Raw genomic sequence first — 23,241 nt, forward strand, 5'->3', positions numbered from 1 at the left:
CCGCTACGGCCGGTTTCGTCCGGTCGGAGGTGTGACGATTTTCGGAACGGGCCGAAACGGGGTTCGGGAGCGGGGGCTGCAGATTTTCGTCGACGTACTGGCCGAATTCGCCGCTCGCGTCCGGGTTCCGGGCGTGACGGCCGTCCAGGAGCGCTGCGGTGCGCCGCTGGCGGTGGCGGTGCGCGGCCGGGGCGGGGTAGGGCGGGGCGCGGTGGCTGCCGCGCTCGCCGATTCCGGTGTGACGATAGCCACTGACACTGTGGGCGCCGACGTCCAGGTGCTCGTGATCGCCGAGGCGCTCAAACCCGAGGACCGATCCGCCGCAGCAGTCCCGACCCCGACGCTGGTGGTGCTCAACAAGGCGGACCTGACGGGCGCCGGCAGGCCCCTCGACGCCGCCGAGCGGATCGCGGCGCAGGTGGCTGCGACGGTGGGGCTGACCGTCGTCCCCATGATCGCCCACCTCGCCTCGGTCGAGCTCGACGACGACGACGTCGCGGCGCTGCGCACACTTGTCACCCACCCCGCCGACATGACGTCGACCGACGCGTTCGTGCAGTCGCAGCACCCGCTGCCCGCGACGGTGCGCCGGCAACTGCTGGCCAGGCTGGACCGGTTCGGCCTGGCTCACGCCGTACTGGCCCTCGCCGACGGCGCCAGCACCGCGACGGTCACCCGGCAGCTGCGCGCGCTCAGCCAGGTGGACCGGGTGGTCGAGCATCTGGACGGGTTGGCGGCGCCGATCCGCTACCGCAGGGTGTGTGCCGCGGTGCACGAACTGCAGCTGCTCGCCGCGCGATCCGGTGACCGCCGGCTCGAGGTGTTCCTGACCTCAGACGAGATCGTCATCGCGGTGATGGCGGCCGCGGTCGAGGTGGTGCAGGCCTGCGGGGCCGCCGTGGACCGGGGTCACGACGCGGACGCGCACATGCGTCGCGCGCGGCACTGGCGGCGCTACAGCCGGGGTCCTGTCGACCTGCTGCACCAGCGGTGTGCGGCGGACATCGCCCGCGGTTCGCTGCGACTACTCGGGCAGACGCGGTGAACGACGCGGCCGATCCTGCCGAACCGCCCGGGGTGTGCCGTCGCGACGTCGTGTTGGTCATCGGGCCGCCGCGGGCCGGGGTCACCAGCCTGGTGCAGGCGTTGCGACACCGGATGCCCGGGCACAGCTTCGCGGAGGACCACGAGATCGGCACCGAGGCCGCACCGACGGCGGTGCTGTTGGTGGTGTCGGCAGTCGCCCCGCTCACGGAATCGGATTGTGCGCTGGCCGATCTCGCGACCGCCGTTACCGATGTGGTGATCGCGGTGGTCACCAAGGTCGACGACCACCGCAACTGGCGAGGGGTTCTGGAAGCCGACCGCGAAAGGCTCGGCGCGGGCGTGCCCCGGCTTCGGGACATCCCGTGGACAGGTGCCGCAGCCGCGCCGCGGTTGGGGGAACCGTACGTCGACGGCGTCGTCGAACTACTGGAACGGCAGCTCTGCCACCCCCGGTTGGCGAGCCGGAACAGCCTGCGTGCCTGGGAGTCCCGGCTGTGCGCCGAGCTGTCCAAGCGGGACGCGCTTCACCGAAGTCGCGAAGAACTGGTGCGGCAACGTAACCGGTCCCGATCCGATGGGGTGGTCGAACTTCGCAGCCGGATCCAGCAGACCCGGGTGGCGCTGTTGCACACCGCGCGCCAACGCTGCATGTCGACGCGAACCGAACTGCTCCGCCTGGCCGCCACCACCACCGGCCGGGGCAGCGACGACTTCGTCGGCTGCGCCCGGCGGCGGTGCGGCGACGTGGTCGCCGAGGTCGACGAGCAGATCGGCGCGCGGATCTCGGCGTTGGCGTCCGAACTGGGCCTGACAACGCCGGCACGGCGGATGCTGCTCGCGCCGGTGGCAGCGGCCGCCGAACCGCCGGTGCGGGCGCGGCGGCTGGAAACGCAGCTGATGGTGGTCCTCGGCGCGGGGTTCGGACTCGGCGTGGCGCTGGTGGTGTCCCGGCTGTTCGCCGGATTTGCGTCGGGGCCGTCGGTCGCGGGCGCGGCCGCCGCGTTCGGGCTGGCCGTCACGGTATGGGTGGTGCGAGTGCGGGGTCTGCTGCACGACCGGGCGGTTTTCGACCGGTGGACCGATGAGGTGGTCACCACGTGCCGGCACGCGCTCGAGGAGCGGGTGGTCGTCACGCTCCTGGCCGCCGAAGCCGGGCTGGTATCGGCGCACCTGGCCCGCATCGACGGCGAGAACTCGGCGACCTGTGCGCGCATCGCCGAGATCGATGCCGAACTCCGGGAGCGCCGGCGCGCAGAGTCGTTGCAGCAGCAGTTGGAGGCCGTTCGGACCGCGTTGGCGACGGCCAAATCGAGCGAAACTCTGGTTACCGGTCGGTAGACCACCGGGTGACAGGCATCTGAATCGTTCCTGTGAGTGATCGGACATACTCCTGAATGACCACGGGTATGCGCACCACGTTAACCTCAGTACATAAGGGAACGGCCGCAGCAATCGGTTCGAGCCTTTGGTTCAGAGTCGGGCGCCTGCGTCCTGGCAGAGACCTCGCGCAGAAGATGCAGGAGACAACAGGATGACCGCAGCGACAATTCCAGGACTGGATTCCGCACCCACCAAGCACGAGGGGCTTCTGGCCTGGGTCCGCGAGATCGCCGAACTCACCCAGCCCGAGCGCGTTGCGTTCGCCGACGGCTCGGCCGAGGAGTACGACCGGCTGGCCGCACAGTTGGTCGAGGCGGGCACCTTCCAGAAGCTCAACCCGGAAAAGCAGCCGAACTCCTACCTCGCACTCTCGGACCCGTCCGATGTCGCGCGCGTCGAATCCCGCACCTTCATCTGTTCCGAGCGTGAGGTCGACGCGGGTCCGACCAACAACTGGATGGACCCCGCCGAGATGCGCGGCCTCATGACCGATCTGTACCGCGGCTGCATGCGTGGCCGCACCATGTGGGTCGTCCCGTTCTGCATGGGCCCCCTGGAGGCCGAAGACCCCAAGCTGGGCGTCGAGATCACCGACTCGGAGTACGTCGTCGTCTCGATGCGCACCATGACCCGGATGGGGCAGGCGGCGCTCGACAAGCTCGGTGATGACGGGTTCTTCGTCAAGGCGCTGCATTCCGTCGGTGCGCCGCTCGAGCCGGGCCAGAAGGACGTGCCGTGGCCGTGCAACGACACGAAGTACATCACCCACTTCCCGGAGACCCGCGAGATCTGGAGCTACGGCTCCGGCTACGGCGGCAACGCGCTGCTGGGCAAGAAGTGCTACTCGCTGCGCATCGCGTCGGCCATGGCGCGCGACGAGGGCTGGCTCGCCGAGCACATGCTGATCCTCAAGCTGATCTCCCCGGAGAACAAGGCGTACTACATCGCGGCGGCGTTCCCTTCGGCCTGCGGCAAGACCAACCTGGCGATGCTGCAGCCCACCATCCCGGGCTGGCGCGCCGAAACCGTGGGCGACGACATCGCGTGGATGCGGTTCGGCAAGGACGGCCGGCTGTATGCCACCAACCCCGAGTTCGGTTTCTTCGGCGTCGCGCCGGGAACGAACTGGGACTCCAACCCCAACGCCATGAAGACCATCGCGGGCGGCAACACCGTGTTCACCAACGTCGCCAAGACCGACGACGGTGACGTGTGGTGGGAGGGGCTGGAGGGCGAGCCCGACCACCTGATCGACTGGAAGGGCAACGACTGGATCCTGCGTGAGACGGAAACCAAAGCAGCGCATCCGAACTCGCGCTACTGCACCCCGATCTCGCAGTGCCCGACCCTGGCCCCGGAGTGGGACGACCCGCAGGGCGTGCCGATCTCGGCGATCCTTTTCGGCGGGCGACGCAAGACCACCGTCCCGCTGATCACCCAGGCCCGCGACTGGCAGCACGGCGTGTTCATCGGTGCCACCCTCGGCTCTGAACAGACCGCAGCCGCCGAGGGCAAGGTCGGTACCGTGCGCCGCGACCCGATGGCGATGCTGCCGTTCATGGGCTACAACGTGGGCGACTACATGCAGCACTGGATCGACATCGGCAAGAACTCCGACGAGTCAAAAATGCCCGCCGTGTTCTTCGTCAACTGGTTCCGCCGCGGCGCCGACGGTCGTTTCCTGTGGCCGGGTTTCGGTGAGAACAGCCGGGTGCTCAAGTGGGCCATCGAGCGCATCGAGCATAAGGCCGACGGCAAGACCACACCGATCGGCATCGTGCCGACGGCCGCCGACATGGACCTCGAGGGGCTCGACGTGAAGGCCGAAGACGTCGACGAGGCGCTGGCGGTCAACGCCGAGGAATGGCGCCAGGAACTCCCGCTGATCGAGGAGTGGTTCGAGTTCGTCGGCGAGAAGCTGCCGACCGGTATCAAGGACGAGTTCGACGCCCTCAAGCACCGGCTCGCCGAAGAGGCCTGACCGCCGCTCCGCTCGCCACGCACCTCCACTCTTCACATGTCTCGTTTCGCGACCTCGCACGCGGGGCACTGCAACCACCACACGCACGGCTGACCGCATCAGGGTTTGGAATCCTGCGCACGTGGCTCATCCGACGGCTCGTCCCGACGGCTGCCCTTCCCGAAGTTCGTTGCCAGCGGTAGAAACACGTCGTCGACGATCTCGCGGATGGTTTGCTGCGACGCCGCAGCCATCGTCATCAGCAGTTCGTGCCGCAACAGGTCGGCCGGCAGCGCGACGATGCGGGCTGGTGGCATGGTCGCGAGGTCGCCGCGGGTGACGGCGCGCTGGACGATCGTCTCCATGGAGCTCGGTCCGTCGGGGACGAACAGGGCGCGAAGTTGGTGCGGTGAGCCGCCCGCTTCGTCGAAATATGCGCCGAGTCGCGCGGCGATGAGGCCGATGGTCCGGGATCGCCGCTCGTTGAACTCGGTCAAGATCGCCAGCACGTCACCGCGCAAGGTCCCGGTGTCGGGGATCGGGATCATGTCGATCTCGCCGCGGCGGCGGATCACCGCTTCGAGGAGGTCCAACCGTGATGGCCAGCGCCGGTACAGCACAGAGCGGGCCGATGCTGACCGCGCGGCGACCGCATCGATGGTGAAGCCTTCGTAGCCGGCCTCGATGAGTTGATCCCAACCTGCGTCGAGGATCGCGGACTCCAGCGCGGCACCACGACGCCGCTGCCCTTCCCAACCTTTAGAGGACACTTGCGTAGCTTATCGCACCCGGCTACGGTCACTATAAGCAACGGTTGTGTAGCTAATTGACGGCCTTACGCGCCTGCGGGCTCAGCGCTGAGTGGACATGGGCGGCAAATTCATCGTGCTCAACGAATCGGAGGATCCAATGACAGCTCGCCGCGCCTTGATCTCGGGTGCAAGCATCGCCGGACCGGTGCTCGCCTTCTGGCTGTCGGAGGCCGGTTGGGACGTCACCGTCGTCGAGCGCGCCGAGCGCCTACGCACCAGTGGATACCCCGTCGACGTCCGCGGCACGGCAATCGATGTCGTCCGTCGGATGGGCCTCTCCGACCAGATCTCGGCGGAGCGCTACCGACACGTTCCTGTGGATCTGCTCGCTCCACGCGGACGTCGACTGTGCACGCTGGACTTCGGCAACCTGCTGAGCTCCTCGGGCAGCGAAGACGTGGAACTCACTCGCGGCGCGCTCAGCGAAATCCTTTACCGGGCAAGCGCCCATCGGGTTGGCTACGTCTTCGGCGATTCGATCACCAGCGTGACGCAGACGGACGCAGGCGTCGACGTCACCTTCAACCGTCGCCGATCCCAGACGTTCGACGTGGTGATCGGCGCCGATGGCATCCACTCCAACGTCCGCAAACTGGCCTTCGGCGAGGAGGACCGGTTCGTCCGCCACCTGGGTCCGTACGTGGCGGTCTGGGAATTGCCGACCAACATGTTCGCGCCAGGAACCGGCTTCCTCTACTCGCAGCCGGGGCGCACCGCCGCAATCGAACGTCCGCCCGACGGCGCTGCGGCCCGGGCGTTCCTGACCTTCGTCCACCCGGCGCCGGGCTCGGTGAATCGACACGCTACCGACCAGATCGCAACAGTGTTTCGCGAGGCCTTCGCCGAGGACCACTGGCGCACCAACGAGGTCATCGACACCCTGCCCGACGCCGATGACGTGTACTTCGACACCGTCAGCCAGGTCCGCATGGATTGCTGGAGTTCCGGCCGCATCGCACTCGTCGGCGATGCCGCCTACGCGCCGGCGTTCCTGTCAGGCCAGGGCACCAGCATCGCGATCGCCGGCGCCTATGTACTGGCGAGTGAGCTGGTCCGCCATGATCGACCGGAGCCGGCCTTCGCCGCCTACGAGCGCAGACTGCGCGGCTACGTGGACACGAATCAGAACTTGGCACTGCGTACCGACTCCACCGTGATCGCACGCACCAGCGGACAACTGCTGCGCCGCAACATCAAGTTGTGTTGCGTGCCATGGCTGCAGCGGGTCGGGCTCGTCCATCTGCTGCAGGCCGGGCTCCGAACCGCCGCCACCGACCTTTCGCTGTCGAACCAGGATCTTCAGCGCTCCACGAATTGCGCTGGAAGTAGAGCAAATTGACAGTCACGCTGGAAGACTCGGTCCCCGGCCCCCGAGAGCACCGCTGGAGTAAGCGGCTCATCCTCTGGGCGGCCGTTCTCACGCTCGCCAACGTCCTGGCCGATGTGGTCATCGGCTCGCCGATGATGGTCCTGCCCCAATTGATGGAGCACTTCGACACCGATCAGGCCGCGTGGCTGAATGCAAGCGCTATGTTGGCAGGGGCCATCTGGTCGCCGCTGCTTGCGAAGAGTTCCGACATCTTCGGCAAGCGCCGGATACTCATCGCCACGCTGCTCCTCGCATGCGCAGGAGCGCTGGTCTGCCTCGCCGCCCCCAACCTCTGGATCTTCCTGGCGGGGCGTTTCCTCCAAGGCGCCGCCTTCGCCGCGATCTTCCTCACGGTGGCCCTCACACGCCAGATCTGCAGCCCGCGAGTAGCGATGACCCTCGTCGGGCTGCTGACGTCCGGCTCATCGATCGTCGGAATCATCGAGCCGTTCCTGATGAAGCCGATCATCGACGTGTTCGGCTACCGGAGTGTATTCATCACGGCGGCGCTGCTCGCCGCAGCGGCCGCGCTCTGCGTGCGGTTTTTCATCCCAGAGTCGCCGATCCGCAGCGCCGGCCGGATCGACGTGGGCGGCGCACTGCTGCTGGGCGGCGGTCTCGGCGCCGTGCTCGCCTACGTCAGCCTCGGAAGAGGCCTCGGATGGCTGTCCGGGGGCTTGATCGCGCTGCTGGCGTTCGGCGTAGCCGCGTTGGCAGGGTGGGCGTTACGCACGCTGCGGGTCGACGAACCCATCATCGACATCCGTGCGCTCACCCGCCCGATCCTGCTGACCCTGCTGGCCCTGGCACTGGCGGCCGGCGCGTTCCGAAGCATGCTGCAACTGACGGGCATCATCTCCCAGGTTCCGCCGGACCTGGGGCTCGGCTACGGTCTGGGCAACGGAGAGGCGGTCGCACTGCTGCTCGCCACGCCCAATGCCGGCATCGTCGTCGGAGGCGTGTGCGCCGGATGGATCGCAGGGCGAACCGGTCCCGAACTGCCCTTGCTCGGCGGTATCGCTGTCGGGATCGTGGCCACGTTCGCGATGCTGGCGGGTGTATCAGTGCTCCCGCTGGCGATTGCCTGCGGCGCCATGCTCGGCGTGGCCGCCGGGGCGATCGGTGCCTCCGGCTACAACCTGGCGACCAGTCTCGCGCGGCCCGAACGGCAGGGCACGATCGCCGGCCTGGTGTCGATCGTCCTCGCGCTCGGCTCCGTCGTCGTCAATGTCGCCGGAGGTGAAGTGCTCAAGGCCAACCAAGTCGCCGGCACGTTCACGGACGGGGCCCCGGTGAGCACGGCGGCCGGCGTCCACCTCTACGTCCTCTTCGTCGGGGTGCTCTTCGTCCTCGCCGCGGTGCCCGCGATCATGTTGGCGCGCAATCGGCCTGCCGCGCCGGCCGCGCCGGGAACGCCGCAGCATCCGGATTTCACCGACGGTCAGCCGGTATCCCGGTAGGCCGGGCCTGTTCGGGAAACGGCTAGACTCAACCGTCGCCAGCGAGGTCCCCCTCAAAGCCCGGAAGCGCCGCGGCGACAGAGATGCGCAACATTGTGGCCAGATCTCCCCATGAGTCGAAATACGGTGCCTATGTGGACGAGGGCGGAACGTGTGGGTTCGCGGCCACGAGCAGCACGTCGAGAGTACGCGGACCGTGTACACCCTCCACCCGGCTGAGCTCGATATCGCTCGTCGCGCTTGGACCGGAGATGAACGTCAACGGTCTGGTCGGATCTAGAGTCGCGAATGTCTGCGGCACCGTGTCGATCACCTGGGTGGTGAAGACGACGCAAATGTGATGGTCAGGAACCAGAGTCATCACACGCCGACCCTGCGTAGCCCCGGCATCGAGGACGATTGTTCCGGTGGCGGCGATGGCGAGCGCGCACCCTGTCAAGACGGCGTCACAGCGATCCAATTGTTCAACGGTCAGGGGCTTCTCGGGCCGATCACGCGCGAAATCCCGATGTGCATGCCATCGTGATTTCGGAGTTGCCGCCCGGGGTGATGAACGGTCCTCCGCAACGCAATCCGATACTCGACGACGAAGGGCGAGCCGGGCTCTGGCGCCAGATCAACGACGTGGTGTGGAAGGCATCCAAAACCATTGTCTTGCGCCGTTCGTGGGACCGTTCGACGTCGCCTGAGGGCTCCGATGTGCCGGTGTATGTCGAGCCGCTGACCGAGAGGGAGCGCCAGGTGCTGTCGATGGCGTGCGAAGGAGCCTCGGCACGGGTTATCGGAGCGCAGCTTTACATCAGCGAACGCACCGTGGAGTCGCACGTTGCGCGGATTTATCGCAAGTTGGGCATTCGATCCCGCTTCGAGCTGATGCGGCGGGCAGCCGAGTTCGGCCTATGACAAATGTTGCAGGCCTCCCGACTTACGTATAGCTCTCGCAGCGCGCGGCACCAGGTGAAGTCCATGACCCATCCGATGGTGGGCCCGATCGAGATGCACTGCAACCTGTTGGTGGTCCCTGATCGCGACCAGCTGATGGTCCTCTTCACCGCCGACCCGGGCTCGCCCTCGCAGCAGGCACTGTCGCTGTTATCGGTCATCGGCACTCAAGACATGACTCCGGAAAATGGCGGCCCCGGCGCGTCTCCCCTGCACTCCGCCGGTCGGTGACCGAGACTCACCCGCGCGGGCCGGTGCCGCCCAGCCACTTGACACCCGTCAACTCATGCGAAGTAGAGTCTGACCATGCAGATTCGCGACACCGCCGTTGCCACACCTGACAAGCCCGCCATCATCATGTACCCGTCCGGAACGGTCGTGACGTTCGGGGAACTGGAAGCCAGGGCCAACCGTCTGGCGCACCTGTTCCGGGACGCGGGGCTGGTGGAGGGCGACGTCGTCGCGGTCCTCATGGAGAACAACGAGCACATGCACGCGGTGATGTGGGCGGCGCGCCGCGCCGGCCTGTACTACGTGCCCATCAACACCAACCTGACCGCCGCCGAGGCCGCGTACATCATCGACAACAGCAGCGCCAAGGCGATCGTGGGCTCCGGCAAGCTCAGGGATACCCTCGCCGGCCTTCGTGACGAGCTCCCCCATGGTCTGCCCCCGGTCCTGGTGATCGCGAACGGGCAGCTCGACGGGTGGCAGAGCTACCCCGAATGTGTTGCCGGACAGCCGGACACCCCCATCACCGACGAGATCGAAGGCGACCTGCTGCAGTACTCCTCGGGCACCACCGGCAGGCCGAAGGGCATCAAACGCGAACTGCCGCACCTGCCGCCGGCCGAGGTGCCCGGTCTGATGGCCGCCCTGGTGTCCTTCTGGATGCACCCTGACACGATCTATCTCAGCCCCGCGCCGCTGTACCACACCGCTCCGTCGGTGTGGTCGATGCAGACGCAGGCCGGGGGCATCACCACCGTGGTGATGGAGAAGTTCGACGCCGAAGGAGCGCTGGACGCCATCGCCCGGTACCGCGTCACGCACGGCCAGTTCGTCCCGGTGATGTTCACCCGGATGCTGAAACTTCCTGCAGACAAGCGGTTGTCCTACGACGTGTCGAGCCTGGAGCGGGTGATGCACGCCGCAGCACCGTGCCCGGTGGAGATCAAGCAGCAGATGATCGACTGGTGGGGCCCGATCGTCGATGAGTACTACGCATCCTCCGAAGCGCACGGTTCCACGCTGATCACAGCAGACGAGTGGCTGACCCATCCCGGTTCGGTCGGGCGGCCGCTGGCGGGAGCACTGCACATCCTCGACGAGGACGGCAACGAACTGCCCCCGGGCCAGGCCGGGGAGATCTACTTCGAGGGCGGGTTCGATTTCGAGTATCTCAACGATCCGGGCAAGACAGCCTCGTCGCGCGACGCCCGCGGCTGGAAGACGGTGGGCGACATCGGTTATGTCGACGAGGAGGGCTTCCTCTACCTCACCGACCGTCGGCATCACATGATCATCTCCGGCGGGGTGAACATCTACCCGCAGGAGGCGGAGAACCTGCTCGTCACCCACCCGTTGGTGATGGACGCCGCGGTGTTCGGGATCCCCGACGACGAGATGGGGCAGAGCGTCAAAGCGGTGGTGCAGACCGTCGACCCGAGCGATGCCACGGGAGAGTTCGCGCACGAACTGCTCGACTGGGTGCGGGACAGGTTGGCGCACTACAAGTGCCCGCGTTCGATCTCGTTCGAGGAGCAGTTGCCGCGCACCGACACGGGCAAGTTGTACAAGCAGGAGCTGATGAAGAAGTACTCATGAACGTCGAGCTGGCCGGTGGAGTGCTCGTCGCCACCGGGACACCCTCCGAGGAAGCGACTTTCACGCTCACCGAGGCCCCCTGCGACGACCGCCGTGCGGTCACGGTCGCCTCGGTGTCCGAGTCCCTCGACGAGCTCACCGAACGCTGTCGCCGGTGGCCGCAGGCGGCGTCGGTGTGTGACGACGTGTTGCGTGCCCTCGATCCGAATGGCTCGACGTTCACCGGGGTCGTCACCGAGTCGCTCGCGTACTCGACCCTGCAGTCCGGCGCCGAGTTCGCCCGCTGGCTGGCCGAACGAGGCCCGGCGCAGGTGCCGGAGATCGCCAACCCCGTTGAGGCGCAACGTGACGGCGGCCGGCTGACGGTCCGGTTCAACCGGCCGCAGCGGCACAACGCGTTCTCCACCGATGCCCGCGCGGCCCTGCTGGAAGCGCTGGACGTGGCCCGGCTGGATCCGTCCGTCGACGAGTTGGTACTGGCCGGCAACGGACCGTCCTTCTGCAGCGGTGGGGACCTCGCCGAGTTCGGCACCTTCACCGACCCGGCCGGCGCACACCTGGCCCGCACCCGGCACAGCCCCGCCCTGGCGCTCGCCGACATCACCGCCCGGCTGGGACGTGCATGCCGGGCCGAGATACACGGGCAGGTCCAGGGCAGCGGGCTGGAGATGGCCGCGTTCTGCGGATGGGTGCGCTGCCATCCCGAGGCGGTGCTCGGGCTGCCGGAACTCGCTCTGGGGTTGATCCCCGGTGCCGGGGGGACTGTGAGCATCACCCGCCGGATCGGCCGCTGGCGCACGGCCTATCTGGTGTTGTCCGGGCGACCGCTCGACCCGCTGACCGCGTTGCGGTGGGGTATGGTCGACGAGGTCAGCGCTGCCGGACCGGCCTGACGATGACCTCGTTGACATCGACCTCGGCCGGTTCGTCGATCGCGTAGCCGATGGCGCGGGCGATGGCCTGCGGCGAGATTGCCGCAGCGCGGTAGTCCCGCATCGCCTGCACCGCAACGGGATCGGTGATGGTGTCGGCGAGTTCGGTCTCGACCACCCCGGGAGAGACCGTGGTGACCCGGATCGAGGGGTCGAGCTCCAGGCGCAGACCTTCGGTGATCGCCCACGCGGCGTGCTTGGTGGCGCAGTACACCGCACCTGTCGGCACCACCTCGTGTGCGCCGACGGAGGCCACCGTCACGAAGTGCCCGCAGCCCAGACGCTGGAACTGCGGCAACGCGGCGGCGATACCGTTGAGGAGCCCGCGCACGTTGACGTCGATCATGTTGTCCCACTGGTCGACCAGCAGTGCGTCCAGGCGTGACAACGGCATCACGCCGGCGTTGTTGACCAGCACATCGACCCGGCCGTGGGCCGCGACTGCGTCGTCGACGAACTCGGCCATGTCCTCGCGGTCGGTGACGTCGAGGCGGCGCACCGACAGGCTGCCGCCGGCCTTCTCGGCAGCTGTGGTCTCGAGGAGCTCTTTCAGCCGGTCCTCTCGGCGCGCGCCGCCGATGACGTGGTGACCCGCGCGAGCCAGGTGTGTGGCGACGGCAGCGCCGATACCACTGCTGGCGCCGGTGATGAGGATGATCTTCGACTCGGTCATGCATCCGAGTGTCGGCGGTCTCCGGTGGCGTGGCCAGGGCCCTGCGTTCCTGGGTGCGCTGCACCCAGGCAGTGGCCGCTACCGGCGCATATCGTGGATGACATGACCGAACTGGGCGACTACTTGCGCAGCCGCCGCGCGCAGGTGACTCCGGCCGAGGTCGGCCTGGTCGCCACCGGCACCCGGCGGGTGCCGGGGTTGCGACGCGAAGAGGTGGCCTGGTCGGCCGGGGTGAGCGTGGATTACTACGTCCGCCTGGAACAGGGACGGGAACGCTCGCCGTCGGCTCCGGTGCTCGACGCGCTGGCAGCGGCACTGCGGTTGGACCAAGACGGGCATCGGCACCTGTTCCGCCTCGCCGGGCTCGCGCCGCGGGAGATGCACACCCTGGTCAGCGAGCAGGTCGCCCCCGCGTTGCTGCGGCTGATGGAGGCCTGGCCCGACAACCCGGCGCTGGTCTACAACCGGGCATACGACGTCCTGGCGGCCAATCCGTTGGCGCACGCGCTCTTCGGTGATTTCGGCGCGAAGGGCAACCTGATGCTGCTGGTCTTCGGTGAGCCCCGGGCCCGCGACTTCTACGCCGACTGGTCGGCTGTCGCCAGAGATTCGGTGGCCGGCTTCCGGCTGCACCACACCGCGGCGCCATCGGATCCGCGGGTGCAGGAGGTGCTCACCGAGCTCCGCGATACCGGCGACGAGTTCCAGGCCCTGTGGGCGCGCCACGATGCCCGGGGGAAGTCACTGTTCAGCAAGAGGTTCCGACACCCCGAGATCGGCCTGATCGAGCTGACGATGCAGACGTTCGACGTGCGGGCCGCCCCGGGACAGGAACTCGTGGTCTACGACGCCGAACCGGGAAGCCCGGATGCCGATGCGCTGAAGATGCTCGGCAGCATCGCAGCGACCGAACGTCAGCCGGAGCGGCGCAACGTCACCCGGTAGGTGTACTGCTCGGGCAGGAAGTGGCTGACCGACAACTCGACCGGGCGGCCGGAGCTGTCGGAGTAGAGCCTGTCGACGCGCAGCATCGGATGCCCGGCAGGGCAGCCCACCGCGGCCGCGACGTCGTCGTCTGCCGCCGCGACCGTGATCGACTGTGCGGCTTCGGCAATGGGTTGACAGAGGTGCGGCTCCAGCAGCCCGATGACGGTGTGGGTGCCGACCGCGCCGGTGCGCAGCGCGCCGCTGTCGGCGACGTGACGTGCGCTCGAGCCGGGCAGGTGCACGGTGGTCGACACGAACGGGACGTCGTGCCCGGCCGCGGTGTGCAGACGCCGCAACACCACGGTGTGTACCACGTCGTCGTCGAGGCGCAGCCGACTCGCCGCCTCGACGTCGACACGCCGGGTCAACCCGCGCACCACCTCCATGGTGGTGTCCTGCGACAGGTTCATCAGGTCCTCGATGGAACCGAGCTGACGCAGATAGCGGCCCGACTCCCGGGCATACGTCCCCCGCCCCGGAACCCGGTACACCACCCCCTCTGCGACCAGGTCCTGAAACGCCCGGCGGACCGTCTGCCGGGACAGCCCGTGTCTGGCAACGAGTTCGGACTCTGTCGGCAGCCGGACGCCGTGCGGGTAGCGGCCCGCACCGATCTCGTCGCGCAGCTGTTCACGCAGCAGCCGATACGCCGGTTCCGCGCGCATCCTCAGATGCCGCCCCGGGCGACGAGCTGTGCGGCGATCACATTGCGCTGGATCTCGTTGGTGCCCTCGCCGACGATCATCAGCGGCGCGTCCCGGAAGTACCGCTCGACGTCGTATTCGGTCGAATAGCCGTACCCGCCGTGGATGCGCACCGCGTTCAGCGCGATCTCCATCGCGGTCTCGGAGGCGAAAAGCTTGGCCATCCCCGCCTCCATGTCGGCGCGCTGCCCGCTGTCGTAGCAGTCGGCCGCGTGCAGGGTGAGCGTGCGGGCGGCGGTCAGCTTCGTCGCCATGTCGGCGAGATAGTGGCCGATCGCCTGGTGCTTCCAGATCGGCTGGCCGAAACTCTCCCGGTCCTGGGCGTAGGCCAGCGCGTCCTCGAGGGCGGCCGTGGCCACCCCGAGAGCACGTGACGCCACCTGGATCCGGCCGGTCTCGAGGCCCTTCATCATCTGCCCGAAACCCTTTCCGGGCTCGCCGCCGAGAATCGCTGTTGCAGGTACCCGGCAGTCGTCGAAGCGCAGCTCACAACTCTCCACGCCCTTGTAGCCGAGCTTGGGCAGATCCCGCGACACCGACAGCCCCGTGGTTCCCGCCTCGACCAGCACCACCGAGATGCCCCGATGCGCCGGGCTGGCGGTCGGATCGGTCTTGCACAGCAGCGCGATCAGCCCGGAGCGCCGCGCATTGGAGATCCACGTCTTCGACCCGTTGACGGCCAGGCCGCCACCCTCGGACGGAAGTGCGGTGGTGGTCATCGCCTGCAGGTCCGACCCGCCGCCCGGTTCGGTCAGCGCCATCGTCGCACGGACCTCCCCGGTCGCCATGTCCGGCAGATAGCGCCGCTTCTGCTCCTCGGTGCCGAACAGCGCCAGCAGCTTGGCCACCACGGTGTGGCCGCCCATCGCGCCGGCCAGGCTCATCCAGCCCCGGGACAGTTCCTGGGTGACCAGCACGTAGCACCGGGTCGACACGGGTGTGCCGCCGTACTCCTCCGGGATCGCCAGCCCGTAGATACCGATGCGCTTCATCTGTTCGATCCACGCCTCGGGGTAGGAGTTGGCGTGTTCGACGTCCCGGACGGTGGGTTTGACGTCGCGGTCGACGAACGTCCGGACCGTGTCGACCAGGAAGGCCTCCTCGTCGTTCAGCTGGGCAGGCACCCGCGTCACCTCCTTTAAATGTACGGCCATATTGACACGACAACGAGCGTGGTGCCAGCATGGCGAGCTGTGACTTTGTACGGCCAAATGGCGGGCGGACCGCACTTCGACGACCTTCAGGTGGGTCAGGTCTTCGACTCCTCGCCGTCGGTGACCTTGACCGCAGGCATCGCGGCGGCACATCAGGCGATCCTCGGCGACCGGCTGCGGCTGGCACTGGACGCGGAGCTCGCCACCGCGGTGACCGGATCGCTCGGCCCGCTGGCTCACCCGGCGCTGGTGTGCGACGTGGCGATCGGTCAGTCCACGGTGGTGACGCAGCGGGTGAAGGCCAACCTGTTCTACCGCGGGTTGAGGTTTCACCGGTTCCCGGTCATCGGCGACACGTTGTTCACCCGCACCGAGGTGGTGGGCCTGAAGCAGAACGCCGCCAAGCCCGGACGGGTCCCCACCGGTCTGGCCGCCCTGCGGATGACCACCATCGACGGGGTCGGCCGGCTGGTGCTGGACTTCTACCGGTGCGCGATGCTGCCGCTGAGCGGCGTCGCCGTCGAGACAGGCCATGCCGACGACCTGTCGGTCATCGGCGCCGCCGCGGGTCCGGCCGCCGATCCCACCGCGGACTGGGACGGCGAGGCATTCCGGGCCCGGGTGTCCGGCCCGCACTTCGATCCCGCGCTGGCCGGCGAGGTGCTCCGCAGTACCGCCGACGTCGTGAGCAGCGCACCCGAACTCGCCCGGTTGTCGCTCAACATCGCTGCCACCCATCATGATTCGCGCGCTTCCGGGCAGCGGTTGGTTTACGGCGGCCACACCATCGGGTTGGCGCTCGCCCAGGCCACCCGGCTGTTGCCGAACCTGGTCACCGTGCTGAGCTGGGAGTCGTGTGACCACACCGGCCCGGTGCACGAGAACGACACGCTCTACAGCGAACTCAGCATCGAATCCGCTGAACCCCTGCCCGACGGGCGCGGCGGGGTGGTGCGGCTGCGTTCGCGGGTCTACACCGCGGGCGGGTCGGAGCCCGAGGACGACCGCCAGGTTCTCGACTGGTGCTTCACCGGCCTGCTGTTCTGAGCCGGCGTCGCCCACAATGGTCTGGTGACGTCTGTGGGCATCCCCGCCGCCGTGCTCGCGCATGCGCAGTCGACCGCGCAGCTGCTCGGGGTCGGTGTAGATGCCGGGGAGTTGCTCGGTGGCCGGGCCGCGCTGTTGGGACTGCGGGCCCGCGGCCAGGTGTCGGCGGGTGGGGCCACCCGGCTGATGCGCGACGGTGCCGGCGCCTGGTGCGCGTTGACGCTGTCCCGTCCCGATGATGTCGCAGCGGTACCGGCGCTGGTCGAAGGCGATGATGTCGCCGCAGATCCCTGGCCGGTGCTCGCACAGCACGTCCGCCGGCTCGGTGCGGCGCCCTTCGCCGAGCGTGCCCGGCTGCTCGGTCTGCCCGTGGGTGTGCTGGGCGAGACCACGGACCCACCGGGGGCGACGCCGCACATCCGCCGGCTCGGCAGACGCTCGACGTCGACGTCCCCGGAGGAGCTACTGGTGGTCGACCTGTCGTCGATGTGGGCGGGGCCGCTGTGCGGCCGGCTGCTGGCGCAGGCCGGCGCGACCGTGGTCAAGGTCGAGAGCGCTGCGCGACCGGACGGTACCCGCACCGGTCCGTCGGCGTTCTTCGACTGGATCAACGGTGGAAAGCTCTGCTACGAAGCAGATTTCCGACGCCCCGACGGTCTGCGCCGGTTGCTGGCCGCTGCCGACGTGGTGATCGAGTCGTCACGGCCGGCGGCGCTGGAACGACGCGGCCTCGGACCGTCGGACCAACCCGACCGCGACGGACGCATCTGGCTGCGGATCACCGGCCACGGCACCGACGGCGAACACGCCGACTGGGTGGCCTTCGGCGACGACGCCGCGGTGTCGGGCGGCCTGGTGGCCGGCACCGCCGATGTGCCGAGGTTCTGCGGGGATGCGATCGCCGACCCGCTCACGGGTATCCACGCCGCGGTCGCCGTCCTGCAATCGTGCGGCCGGGGCGGCGGTGAGGTGATCGAGCTGTCCATGGCCGGGGTGTCCGCATCGTATGCGCGGCTGCCGCGTGGCGACGAGAGAACTTGTACGACAACGCCAAACGTCGAACACGCCGCTGTCCGTCCGGGAGCCGACAACGCCGCTGTTGAGCACCTGACAGCGCAGCGGCTTGCCCCCACATGCTGATCCAACGGGCGGTGCTGCTCGACGGAACGCGCACCGACATCCGCGTCGGCGCGCGGATCACCGAGGTCGCCGACGGACTCGCGGCCCGGCCGGGGGAGACGGTGTACGACGCAGCCGGCGGCACCGTGCTGCCCGGGCTGCACGACCATCATCTGCACCTGCGTGCCGCCGCGGCCGCCCTGCACTCGGTCCGCGTCGGCCCGGACGAAGTCGCGGACAGAGCGGACCTCGCCCGCCTCCTCGCCGCCGCCCGCGTCGACGCCGACGGCTGGATCCGGGCGGTCGGATACCACGACGCGGCAGCGGGACCGCTGCACCGGGACGTGCTCGACATGCTCGCGCCGCCGGGTGTCCCGGTACGTGTTCAGCACCGCAGCGGGGTGCAGTGGACGGTCAACTCGGCCGGGCTGGCCCGCCTCGGCCTGGCCGCCCACCCGGACGGCCGGCTCCGCAGCGCGGACGCGAGCTGGTCGTCGACCCTGCTGCGCAGCGAGCCGAGCCTGACCGAGATCAGTACGCGACTGTGCGAATTCGGCGTCACCGGGGTCACCGACGCCACTCCGGACCTGTCCGGTGCGGACGTCGAGAACCTCCAGCGCGCCCACACCGCAGGCGAGCTGCGCCAGACGGTGCACTGCCTGGCGCCCGGAAAGCGCATCCTGCACGACGACGATCTCGACCTCGACGGCCTCACCGAATGGATCTCCGACGCGCACGCCGCCGGTCGCCCCGTCGCCGTGCACTGCGTGACGGCCGCGCAGCTGGTGGTCACCCTCGAGGCGCTGCGCTGCGCCGGCAGCCGTCCCGGTGACCGCGTCGAGCATGCCGCGGTGGTGCCCGACGGCAGCCTGGCCGACCTCGCCGCGGCGGGCGTGACGGTGGTGACCCAGCCGAATTTCGTCGCCGAGCGCGGTGACCAGTACCTGGCCGATGTGCCGGCCGCCGAACACCACGAACTCTGGCGGGTGGCGGCGCTGCGCCGCGCCGGGGTGCCCGTCGCGCTGTCGACGGACGCGCCTTTCGGTGACGCCGATCCCTGGGCGGTGATGCGGGCCGCGGTGCATCGCCGCACGCCCGGCGGCGCGCTGCTCGGTGTGGCCGAGCGCATCTCGCCGGCCGAGGCGTTGACGATGTTCCTGGGGCCCGCGGCGCACCCGGTATCACCCCGCTCGGTGTCTCCGGGCGAACCCGGCGACCTGTGCATCCTGACGGCACCGCCGGGCGTCGTGCTGGCCGAGCTGGACCGCGGCCTGGTGGCCGCCACCGTCATCAGTGGGGAGTTGGTGTACCAGAGGGCGTGAACGCCGTCTTCAGGAGCGCGCACTGGCTGGCAAAGAACGACTGGGAGACATCGGCTTTCGGCGCAATGCCGTCGAAGCCGTGGAACGCGCCGTCGACCACCAACACCTCGCACGGCACCCCGGCGTCGCGCAGCCGCTCGGCGTAGGCGAGGTCCTCGTCGTGGAACAGGTCCAGCGTTCCGACACCGATCCACGCCGGCGGAAGCCCGGCGAGGTCCTCCCGACGCGCCGGTACGGCGACCTGTGGATCGGCGTCGCCGAGGTAGGCGCGCCAACCGAACCGGTTGCTCGACTGATTCCACAGCCGGTGCCCTGGATTGTCCAGGTCGGTGCGTGACACGGTGCGGTCGTCGATCATCGGATAGACCAGAAGCTGTGCCGCCAAGTCGATCTGGCCGCGGTCGCGGGTGAGCAGCGCCAGCGCGGCAGCCAGCCCGCCACCGGCGCTGGCCCCGCCGATCGCCACCCTCGCCGGGTCGACCGAGGGCAGCGCGGCCAGCCATGTCAGCGCCGAATAGCAGTCCTCGACGGGCGCCGGGTACGGGTGTTCGGGCGCCAACCGGTAGTCCACCGAGGCGACGGTGGCGCCGAGCTCGCGGGCAAACCTGCGGCACAGCACGTCGTCCTGGGCGGCGTCGCCGATCACGTACCCGCCGCCGTGGATCCACAGCAGCGCCGGGCTGCGCCCTGAGACGCCTTCGGGACGGTACAACCGCACCCCGACGCCCGACGGGAGGGTGAGCACCTCGACATCCTCGGGTGCATTGCGCCACATCAGCCGGCTCGCCGCCCGGATGAAAGGCAGGGTGAGCGGCGTGATCATCTGTTTGGGCAGCAGTCTGGCGCTGCGTCGCAACTCGGGGTGGAAGTCTGGAACCGTCTTCATGCTGGGCACCTGAACAGTATGCGCATCGCCTCTCACCGCAGCAGCGGATCGCGGGGCAGGCCGAGGATCCGCTCGGCGATGGTGTTGCGGGTGATCTCCGAGGTGCCGCCGGCGATGGTCATCGCGCGGTTGCCCAGATAGCTGCGGGTCAGCTGCGGCGTCTGTTCGACCACCGCGGCCGTGCCTGCCAGTTCGAACGCCAGCTCGGTGAGGCGCTGACCGGACTCGGCGACCAGCAGCTTCGTCACGTTGCCCTCCGGACCCGGCTCGGCACCCGCGATGGCCCGGCTGGCGCGGCGCAGGTTGAGCAGGCGCAGCGCGTGGATCTCGGCGATGACCGTGCCGGCCTGCCGGGTGTACATCGTGGCCGTGGCAGGCGAGCTGTCGAGAAGCTTGACCAGGTGGTCGGGGGTGGTGCCGCCGATCGCGCCCGATCCGCCGCCGATGGAGACCCGCTCGTTGCCCAGCGTCGCCCGCGCCACCAGCCAGCCCTTGTTCACATCGCCCACCACATCGGAGTCCGGCACGAACACGTCATCGAAGAAGACCTCGTTGAAGTGTGCGTCGCCGGTGATGCCGCGCAGCGGGTTGACCGTCACCCCTTCGGATTTCATGTCGATGGCCATCATCGTCACTCCGGCGTGCTTGGAGGCTTCGAAGTCGGTCCGCACCGTGGCCAGACCCCATTGGCACATGTGCGCCAGGCTCGTCCACACCTTCTGCCCGGTGATCCGCCAGCCGCCGTCCACCTTCTTGGCGGCGGTGCGCACCGCCGCGGCATCCGAGCCAGCGCCGGGCTCGGAGAACAGCTGGCACCACATCACCTGGCCTCGCAGCACCGGCTCCACCCAGCGTTCCCGCTGGTCTTCGGTGCCGGCCTGGGCGATCGTCAGCGCCACCCAGCCGGTGATCCCCATGTCCGGGCGGTCGATGTCGGCGAACTCTTCTTCGATGACGAGTTGTTCGAGGACGTCGGCGCCGCGGCCCCACGGCTTGGGCCAGTGCGGCACCAGATAGCCGGACTCGACGAGGGCGTCACGTTGTTGATCCCCTGGCAGTGCGGCGACCCGTGCGGCCACCTCGCGTGCGGCGCTGCGGTGGTCGTCGGCTTCGGGGGGCAGGGTGAACGACGCGCCGTGAGCCTGGCCGGTGCGCTGTCCCTCGACGACGTCGAGGAGCGGGTCGGCACCGTCGGCCATCAGCGCCGCCAGCATGCGGGCCCTGCGCAGATACAGGTGGGCGTCGTGCTCCCAGGTGTAACCGATACCGCCGTGGAGCTGAATGTTGTTCTGCGCGTTGAACACTTGGGCATGGATCGCATGTGCGGCGGCGACCGCCCCGGCGAACCAGGCGCTGTCCAGCTCGTCGGCGCGGGCCGCGTCCCAGGTGGCCGCCGTGGCCACCTCCGCGGCGACGAGCATGTTGGCGGCGTGGTGTTTGACCGCCTGGAAGGTGCCGATGGTGCGTCCGAACTGTTCGCGGACCTTCGCGTAGTCGACTGCCATGTCCAGCGCAGCCCAGCTCACTCCCACCGCCTCGGCCGAGGCCAGGATCCGGAACACCGTCGTGGCGTTGCGGGCGGCGCCGCGCAGCACGCGCTCGGTGGGAACGGTGACGTCATGCAGCGCGACGGAGCCGACACTGCGGGTGGTGTCCAGCGTGTCGAGGCTGCTGACCGTGACCCCGTCGGCACCGGCGGGCACGACGACGACGTCGTCGCCGGCGACCAGCACCAGGACGTCGGCGTCCGGCGCGCCGAGCACTGCGGGGCATTCTCCGGTGACCACCAGGTCGGAACCCGCCGTGACCGAGCCCGACACGCCGAGCGCCGCGACTGTCTCACCGCCGGCCAGGCCGGGAAGGAACTCGGCGCGCACGGATTGCGGTGCGCACCGGTCGATCACCACCGACGCCGCCACGCTGGGCAGGAACGGTCCGGGACACAGCTGGCGGCCCTGGCATTCCAACACGACCGCCAGTTCGGCCAACCCGAAACCCGACCCGCCGACGTCTTCGCCGATCGCCAGCCCGGTCCAGCCGAGCTCGGCGGCTGCGGTCCAGATGTCGGAAGGATGCCTGGACCCGCCCTCGAGGGAGGCCCTGGCGGTGGCCAGCGTCGCCAGCCGGGTGAGCTGGCCGTTCGCGGCCTCGGCGAGGTCCTGGTGATCGTCGGTGATGGCCAGCCTCGATGCGGTCGCGCTCTTGCTCACTGTGGAAGCCCTCTTCGGTGGATTTGACGGTTGTCAACGAAGCTATCGTGCCTGACGGCTGTGGCAGCATCTGTGAGTGAGATCACAGATCGGTCACGACGGCACCGTGAGTAGACAACTTCGCTCAACGTGTCGTTTGGCTTTTGTGCATGGGGGTACGCTCGCGAAATGACGGAACGACCGGATATCCGGTACCCCGGCCCCACGCTCACCACGCGCTTGCAATGGTTGCTGAAGGCCGGTCCTTCCGATCATCTCCTGGCCATGAGCGTCGCGTCGGCATCGCTGCCGGTCATCGGCAAGCACCTCGAGCCGCTGGGTGTGCTGACCGCCGCCGCCATCTGGGGTTCCCGCCACGCACCGGACTTCCTCGGCGCCACCGCACGATCGCTGTTCAAGCCCTCGGACGCCGAACTCAAGCGCCAGGAACGGGAAAGCACCAACGCCGTGAGCGAAGCGGCGTTGCGCGGACTGGTCTCAACCAAGGACCTCGACATCGAATGGCCGCAGCCGGAGCGCACCCCGCCGTTCTGGAAGATGCGCGAACATCGTCGTCACGTGCACCGGACGTCGGTGCAGTACGGCCCGCGGCCCACGCAGTTGCTCGATGTGTGGCGCCGCGACGATCTGCCCGATCAGCCCGCGCCGGTGCTGCTGTTCGTGCCCGGTGGCGCGTGGGTGCACGGCAGCCGCTTCCTGCAGGGCTACGCGTTGATGTCGCACCTGGCCGAGAAGGGCTGGGTGTGTCTGTCCATCGACTACCGCGTCGCACCGCACAACCCCTGGCCGGCACACATCATGGACGTCAAGGCGGCCATCGCCTGGGCGCGGGCCAACGTCGACAAGTTCGGCGGCGACCGCAACTTCGTCACGATCGCCGGCACCTCGGCGGGCGGTCACCTCGCTGCCCTGGCGGGTCTGACGGCCAACGACCCGGAGCTGCAGGGGGAACTGCCCGAGGGTTCGGACACGTCGGTGGACGCGGTCATCGGCATCTACGGGCGCTACGACTGGGAGGACAAGTCGACCGTCGAGCGGGTGCGGTTCGTCGACTTCCTCGAACGGGTCGTCGTCCGACGCAAGATGTCCAAGCATCCCGACGTGTTCCGCAAGGCGTCGCCGATCGCCCGCGTGCATGCCGAGGCGCCGCCGTTCCTGGTCGTGCACGGCACCGGCGACAGCGTGATCCCGGTCGCCCAGGCACGCAGCTTCGTCGACCGGCTCAAGGCGGTGTCCCGGTCGGTCGTCAGTTATGTCGAGCTTCCGGGCGCCGGCCACGGTTTCGACATGATGGACGGAGCCCGCACAGGTGCGGCATCGACGGCAATCGGCTTGTTCCTCAACCATGTTCACCGAAACAGAAGCCTCATCGGAGCCAAAGAGGTTATATAGGCCTCCGGGTAGGAGGTC

At 68.7% G+C, this 23,241-nt stretch carries 20 protein-coding genes and 1 pseudogene; 14 read left to right on the forward strand and 7 right to left on the reverse strand.

The genetic code is table 11. From position 1 onward, the window contains the following. Positions 1 to 31: 31 nt before the first annotated feature. From G6N53_RS06230 to G6N53_RS06240, 3 genes are all read left to right on the forward strand, one after another. Positions 32 to 1,045, forward strand: coding sequence for a hypothetical protein (locus tag G6N53_RS06230; protein ID WP_308206911.1), 1,014 nt, complete (start codon positions 32 to 34; stop codon positions 1,043 to 1,045). Continuing rightward, entirely contained in the window at positions 1,042 to 2,385 is a 1,344-nt protein-coding gene (locus tag G6N53_RS06235) for a hypothetical protein (RefSeq protein ID WP_163887691.1), read from the forward strand. Before G6N53_RS06230 ends, G6N53_RS06235 begins: the two co-directional genes overlap by 4 nt. A gap of 193 nt (positions 2,386 to 2,578) precedes the next feature. Then, complete coding sequence (locus tag G6N53_RS06240; protein WP_163887692.1) at positions 2,579 to 4,408, forward strand: phosphoenolpyruvate carboxykinase (GTP); 1,830 nt, start codon at positions 2,579 to 2,581, stop codon at positions 4,406 to 4,408. A 98-nt stretch (positions 4,409 to 4,506) separates the two neighbouring features. On the opposite strand, the gene G6N53_RS06245 is transcribed toward G6N53_RS06240, so the two are convergent. Next, a complete protein-coding gene (locus G6N53_RS06245; protein ID WP_163887693.1) occupies positions 4,507 to 5,157 on the reverse strand; it encodes a TetR/AcrR family transcriptional regulator in 651 nt (216 codons plus the stop codon). Positions 5,158 to 5,296: 139 nt separating this feature from the next. On the opposite strand from G6N53_RS06245, the gene G6N53_RS06250 reads away from it, so the two are divergent. Then, a complete protein-coding gene (locus G6N53_RS06250) occupies positions 5,297 to 6,538 on the forward strand; it encodes an FAD-dependent monooxygenase (RefSeq protein ID WP_163887694.1) in 1,242 nt (413 codons plus the stop codon). Continuing rightward, positions 6,535 to 8,028, forward strand: a complete 1,494-nt coding sequence (locus G6N53_RS06255) for an MFS transporter (RefSeq protein WP_163887695.1) — start codon at positions 6,535 to 6,537, stop codon at positions 8,026 to 8,028. Before G6N53_RS06250 ends, G6N53_RS06255 begins: the two co-directional genes overlap by 4 nt. Before the next feature lie 130 nt (positions 8,029 to 8,158). Here the strand turns inward: G6N53_RS06255 and G6N53_RS06260 are convergent. Then, positions 8,159 to 8,503: pseudogene (locus G6N53_RS06260) on the reverse strand (LutC/YkgG family protein); the annotation flags it as partial. A gap of 35 nt (positions 8,504 to 8,538) precedes the next feature. On the opposite strand from G6N53_RS06260, the gene G6N53_RS06265 reads away from it, so the two are divergent. The 4 genes from G6N53_RS06265 (at position 8,539) to G6N53_RS06280 (ending at position 11,690) form a co-directional block, all read left to right on the forward strand. Beyond that, positions 8,539 to 8,931, forward strand: coding sequence for a response regulator transcription factor (locus tag G6N53_RS06265; protein ID WP_237166436.1), 393 nt, complete (start codon positions 8,539 to 8,541; stop codon positions 8,929 to 8,931). A 3-nt stretch (positions 8,932 to 8,934) separates the two neighbouring features. Then, complete coding sequence (locus tag G6N53_RS06270; RefSeq protein ID WP_163887696.1) at positions 8,935 to 9,201, forward strand: MmyB family transcriptional regulator; 267 nt, start codon at positions 8,935 to 8,937, stop codon at positions 9,199 to 9,201. Between the two features lie 75 nt (positions 9,202 to 9,276). Next, positions 9,277 to 10,797 carry a fatty-acid--CoA ligase FadD4 gene (gene fadD4 / locus G6N53_RS06275; protein ID WP_163887697.1) on the forward strand — a complete coding sequence of 507 codons (1,521 nt, stop codon included), beginning with the start codon at positions 9,277 to 9,279 and terminating at the stop codon, positions 10,795 to 10,797. Then, on the forward strand, positions 10,794 to 11,690 hold the full coding sequence (locus tag G6N53_RS06280) for an enoyl-CoA hydratase/isomerase family protein (protein ID WP_163887698.1): 897 nt from the start codon (positions 10,794 to 10,796) through the stop codon (positions 11,688 to 11,690). Before fadD4 ends, G6N53_RS06280 begins: the two co-directional genes overlap by 4 nt. On the opposite strand, the gene G6N53_RS06285 is transcribed toward G6N53_RS06280, so the two are convergent. Next, the gene (locus tag G6N53_RS06285; RefSeq protein WP_163887699.1) at positions 11,668 to 12,402 is read right to left on the reverse strand and encodes an SDR family oxidoreductase; all 735 of its coding nucleotides are present in this window, start codon (positions 12,400 to 12,402) and stop codon (positions 11,668 to 11,670) included. The two genes, G6N53_RS06280 and G6N53_RS06285, sit on opposite strands and share 23 nt — an antisense overlap. Positions 12,403 to 12,504: 102 nt before the next feature. On the opposite strand from G6N53_RS06285, the gene G6N53_RS06290 reads away from it, so the two are divergent. Further along, positions 12,505 to 13,347 carry a helix-turn-helix transcriptional regulator gene (locus tag G6N53_RS06290; RefSeq protein ID WP_163887700.1) on the forward strand — a complete coding sequence of 281 codons (843 nt, stop codon included), beginning with the start codon at positions 12,505 to 12,507 and terminating at the stop codon, positions 13,345 to 13,347. Here G6N53_RS06290 and G6N53_RS06295 read toward each other — a convergent pair. Both G6N53_RS06295 and G6N53_RS06300 read right to left on the reverse strand, forming a co-directional pair. Beyond that, positions 13,317 to 14,054, reverse strand: a complete 738-nt coding sequence (locus tag G6N53_RS06295; RefSeq protein ID WP_163887701.1) for a GntR family transcriptional regulator — start codon at positions 14,052 to 14,054, stop codon at positions 13,317 to 13,319. The two genes, G6N53_RS06290 and G6N53_RS06295, sit on opposite strands and share 31 nt — an antisense overlap. Before the next feature lie 2 nt (positions 14,055 to 14,056). Further along, a complete protein-coding gene (locus tag G6N53_RS06300) occupies positions 14,057 to 15,217 on the reverse strand; it encodes an acyl-CoA dehydrogenase family protein (RefSeq protein WP_163887702.1) in 1,161 nt (386 codons plus the stop codon). Between the two features lie 87 nt (positions 15,218 to 15,304). Between G6N53_RS06300 and G6N53_RS06305 the strand changes: the two genes are divergently transcribed. The 3 genes from G6N53_RS06305 to G6N53_RS06315 are packed head-to-tail and all read left to right on the forward strand — an operon-like array spanning position 15,305 to position 18,735. Beyond that, positions 15,305 to 16,294, forward strand: a complete 990-nt coding sequence (locus G6N53_RS06305) for a MaoC family dehydratase (RefSeq protein ID WP_163895534.1) — start codon at positions 15,305 to 15,307, stop codon at positions 16,292 to 16,294. A 24-nt stretch (positions 16,295 to 16,318) separates the two neighbouring features. Beyond that, entirely contained in the window at positions 16,319 to 17,434 is a 1,116-nt protein-coding gene (locus G6N53_RS06310) for a CoA transferase (protein ID WP_163887703.1), read from the forward strand. Further along, positions 17,428 to 18,735 carry an amidohydrolase family protein gene (locus tag G6N53_RS06315; protein ID WP_163887704.1) on the forward strand — a complete coding sequence of 436 codons (1,308 nt, stop codon included), beginning with the start codon at positions 17,428 to 17,430 and terminating at the stop codon, positions 18,733 to 18,735. The genes G6N53_RS06310 and G6N53_RS06315 overlap by 7 nt, the downstream gene beginning before the upstream one ends. Here the strand turns inward: G6N53_RS06315 and G6N53_RS06320 are convergent. Together G6N53_RS06320 and G6N53_RS06325 are read right to left on the reverse strand one after the other, a co-directional pair. Beyond that, a complete protein-coding gene (locus tag G6N53_RS06320; RefSeq protein ID WP_163887705.1) occupies positions 18,704 to 19,621 on the reverse strand; it encodes an alpha/beta hydrolase in 918 nt (305 codons plus the stop codon). The two genes, G6N53_RS06315 and G6N53_RS06320, sit on opposite strands and share 32 nt — an antisense overlap. A gap of 32 nt (positions 19,622 to 19,653) precedes the next feature. Then, positions 19,654 to 21,831 (reverse strand): acyl-CoA dehydrogenase family protein, encoded by a 2,178-nt coding sequence (locus G6N53_RS06325; RefSeq protein WP_163887706.1) that lies wholly within the window; start codon positions 21,829 to 21,831, stop codon positions 19,654 to 19,656. 168 nt (positions 21,832 to 21,999) lie between these two features. On the opposite strand from G6N53_RS06325, the gene G6N53_RS06330 reads away from it, so the two are divergent. After that, positions 22,000 to 23,223, forward strand: a complete 1,224-nt coding sequence (locus tag G6N53_RS06330; protein ID WP_163887707.1) for an alpha/beta hydrolase — start codon at positions 22,000 to 22,002, stop codon at positions 23,221 to 23,223. Positions 23,224 to 23,241: the final 18 nt, after the last annotated feature.

Origin of the sequence: Mycolicibacterium hippocampi (assembly GCF_010723735.1) — a bacterium.
In the GTDB taxonomy this organism is placed as follows: Bacteria; Actinomycetota; Actinomycetes; order Mycobacteriales; family Mycobacteriaceae; genus Mycobacterium; species Mycobacterium hippocampi.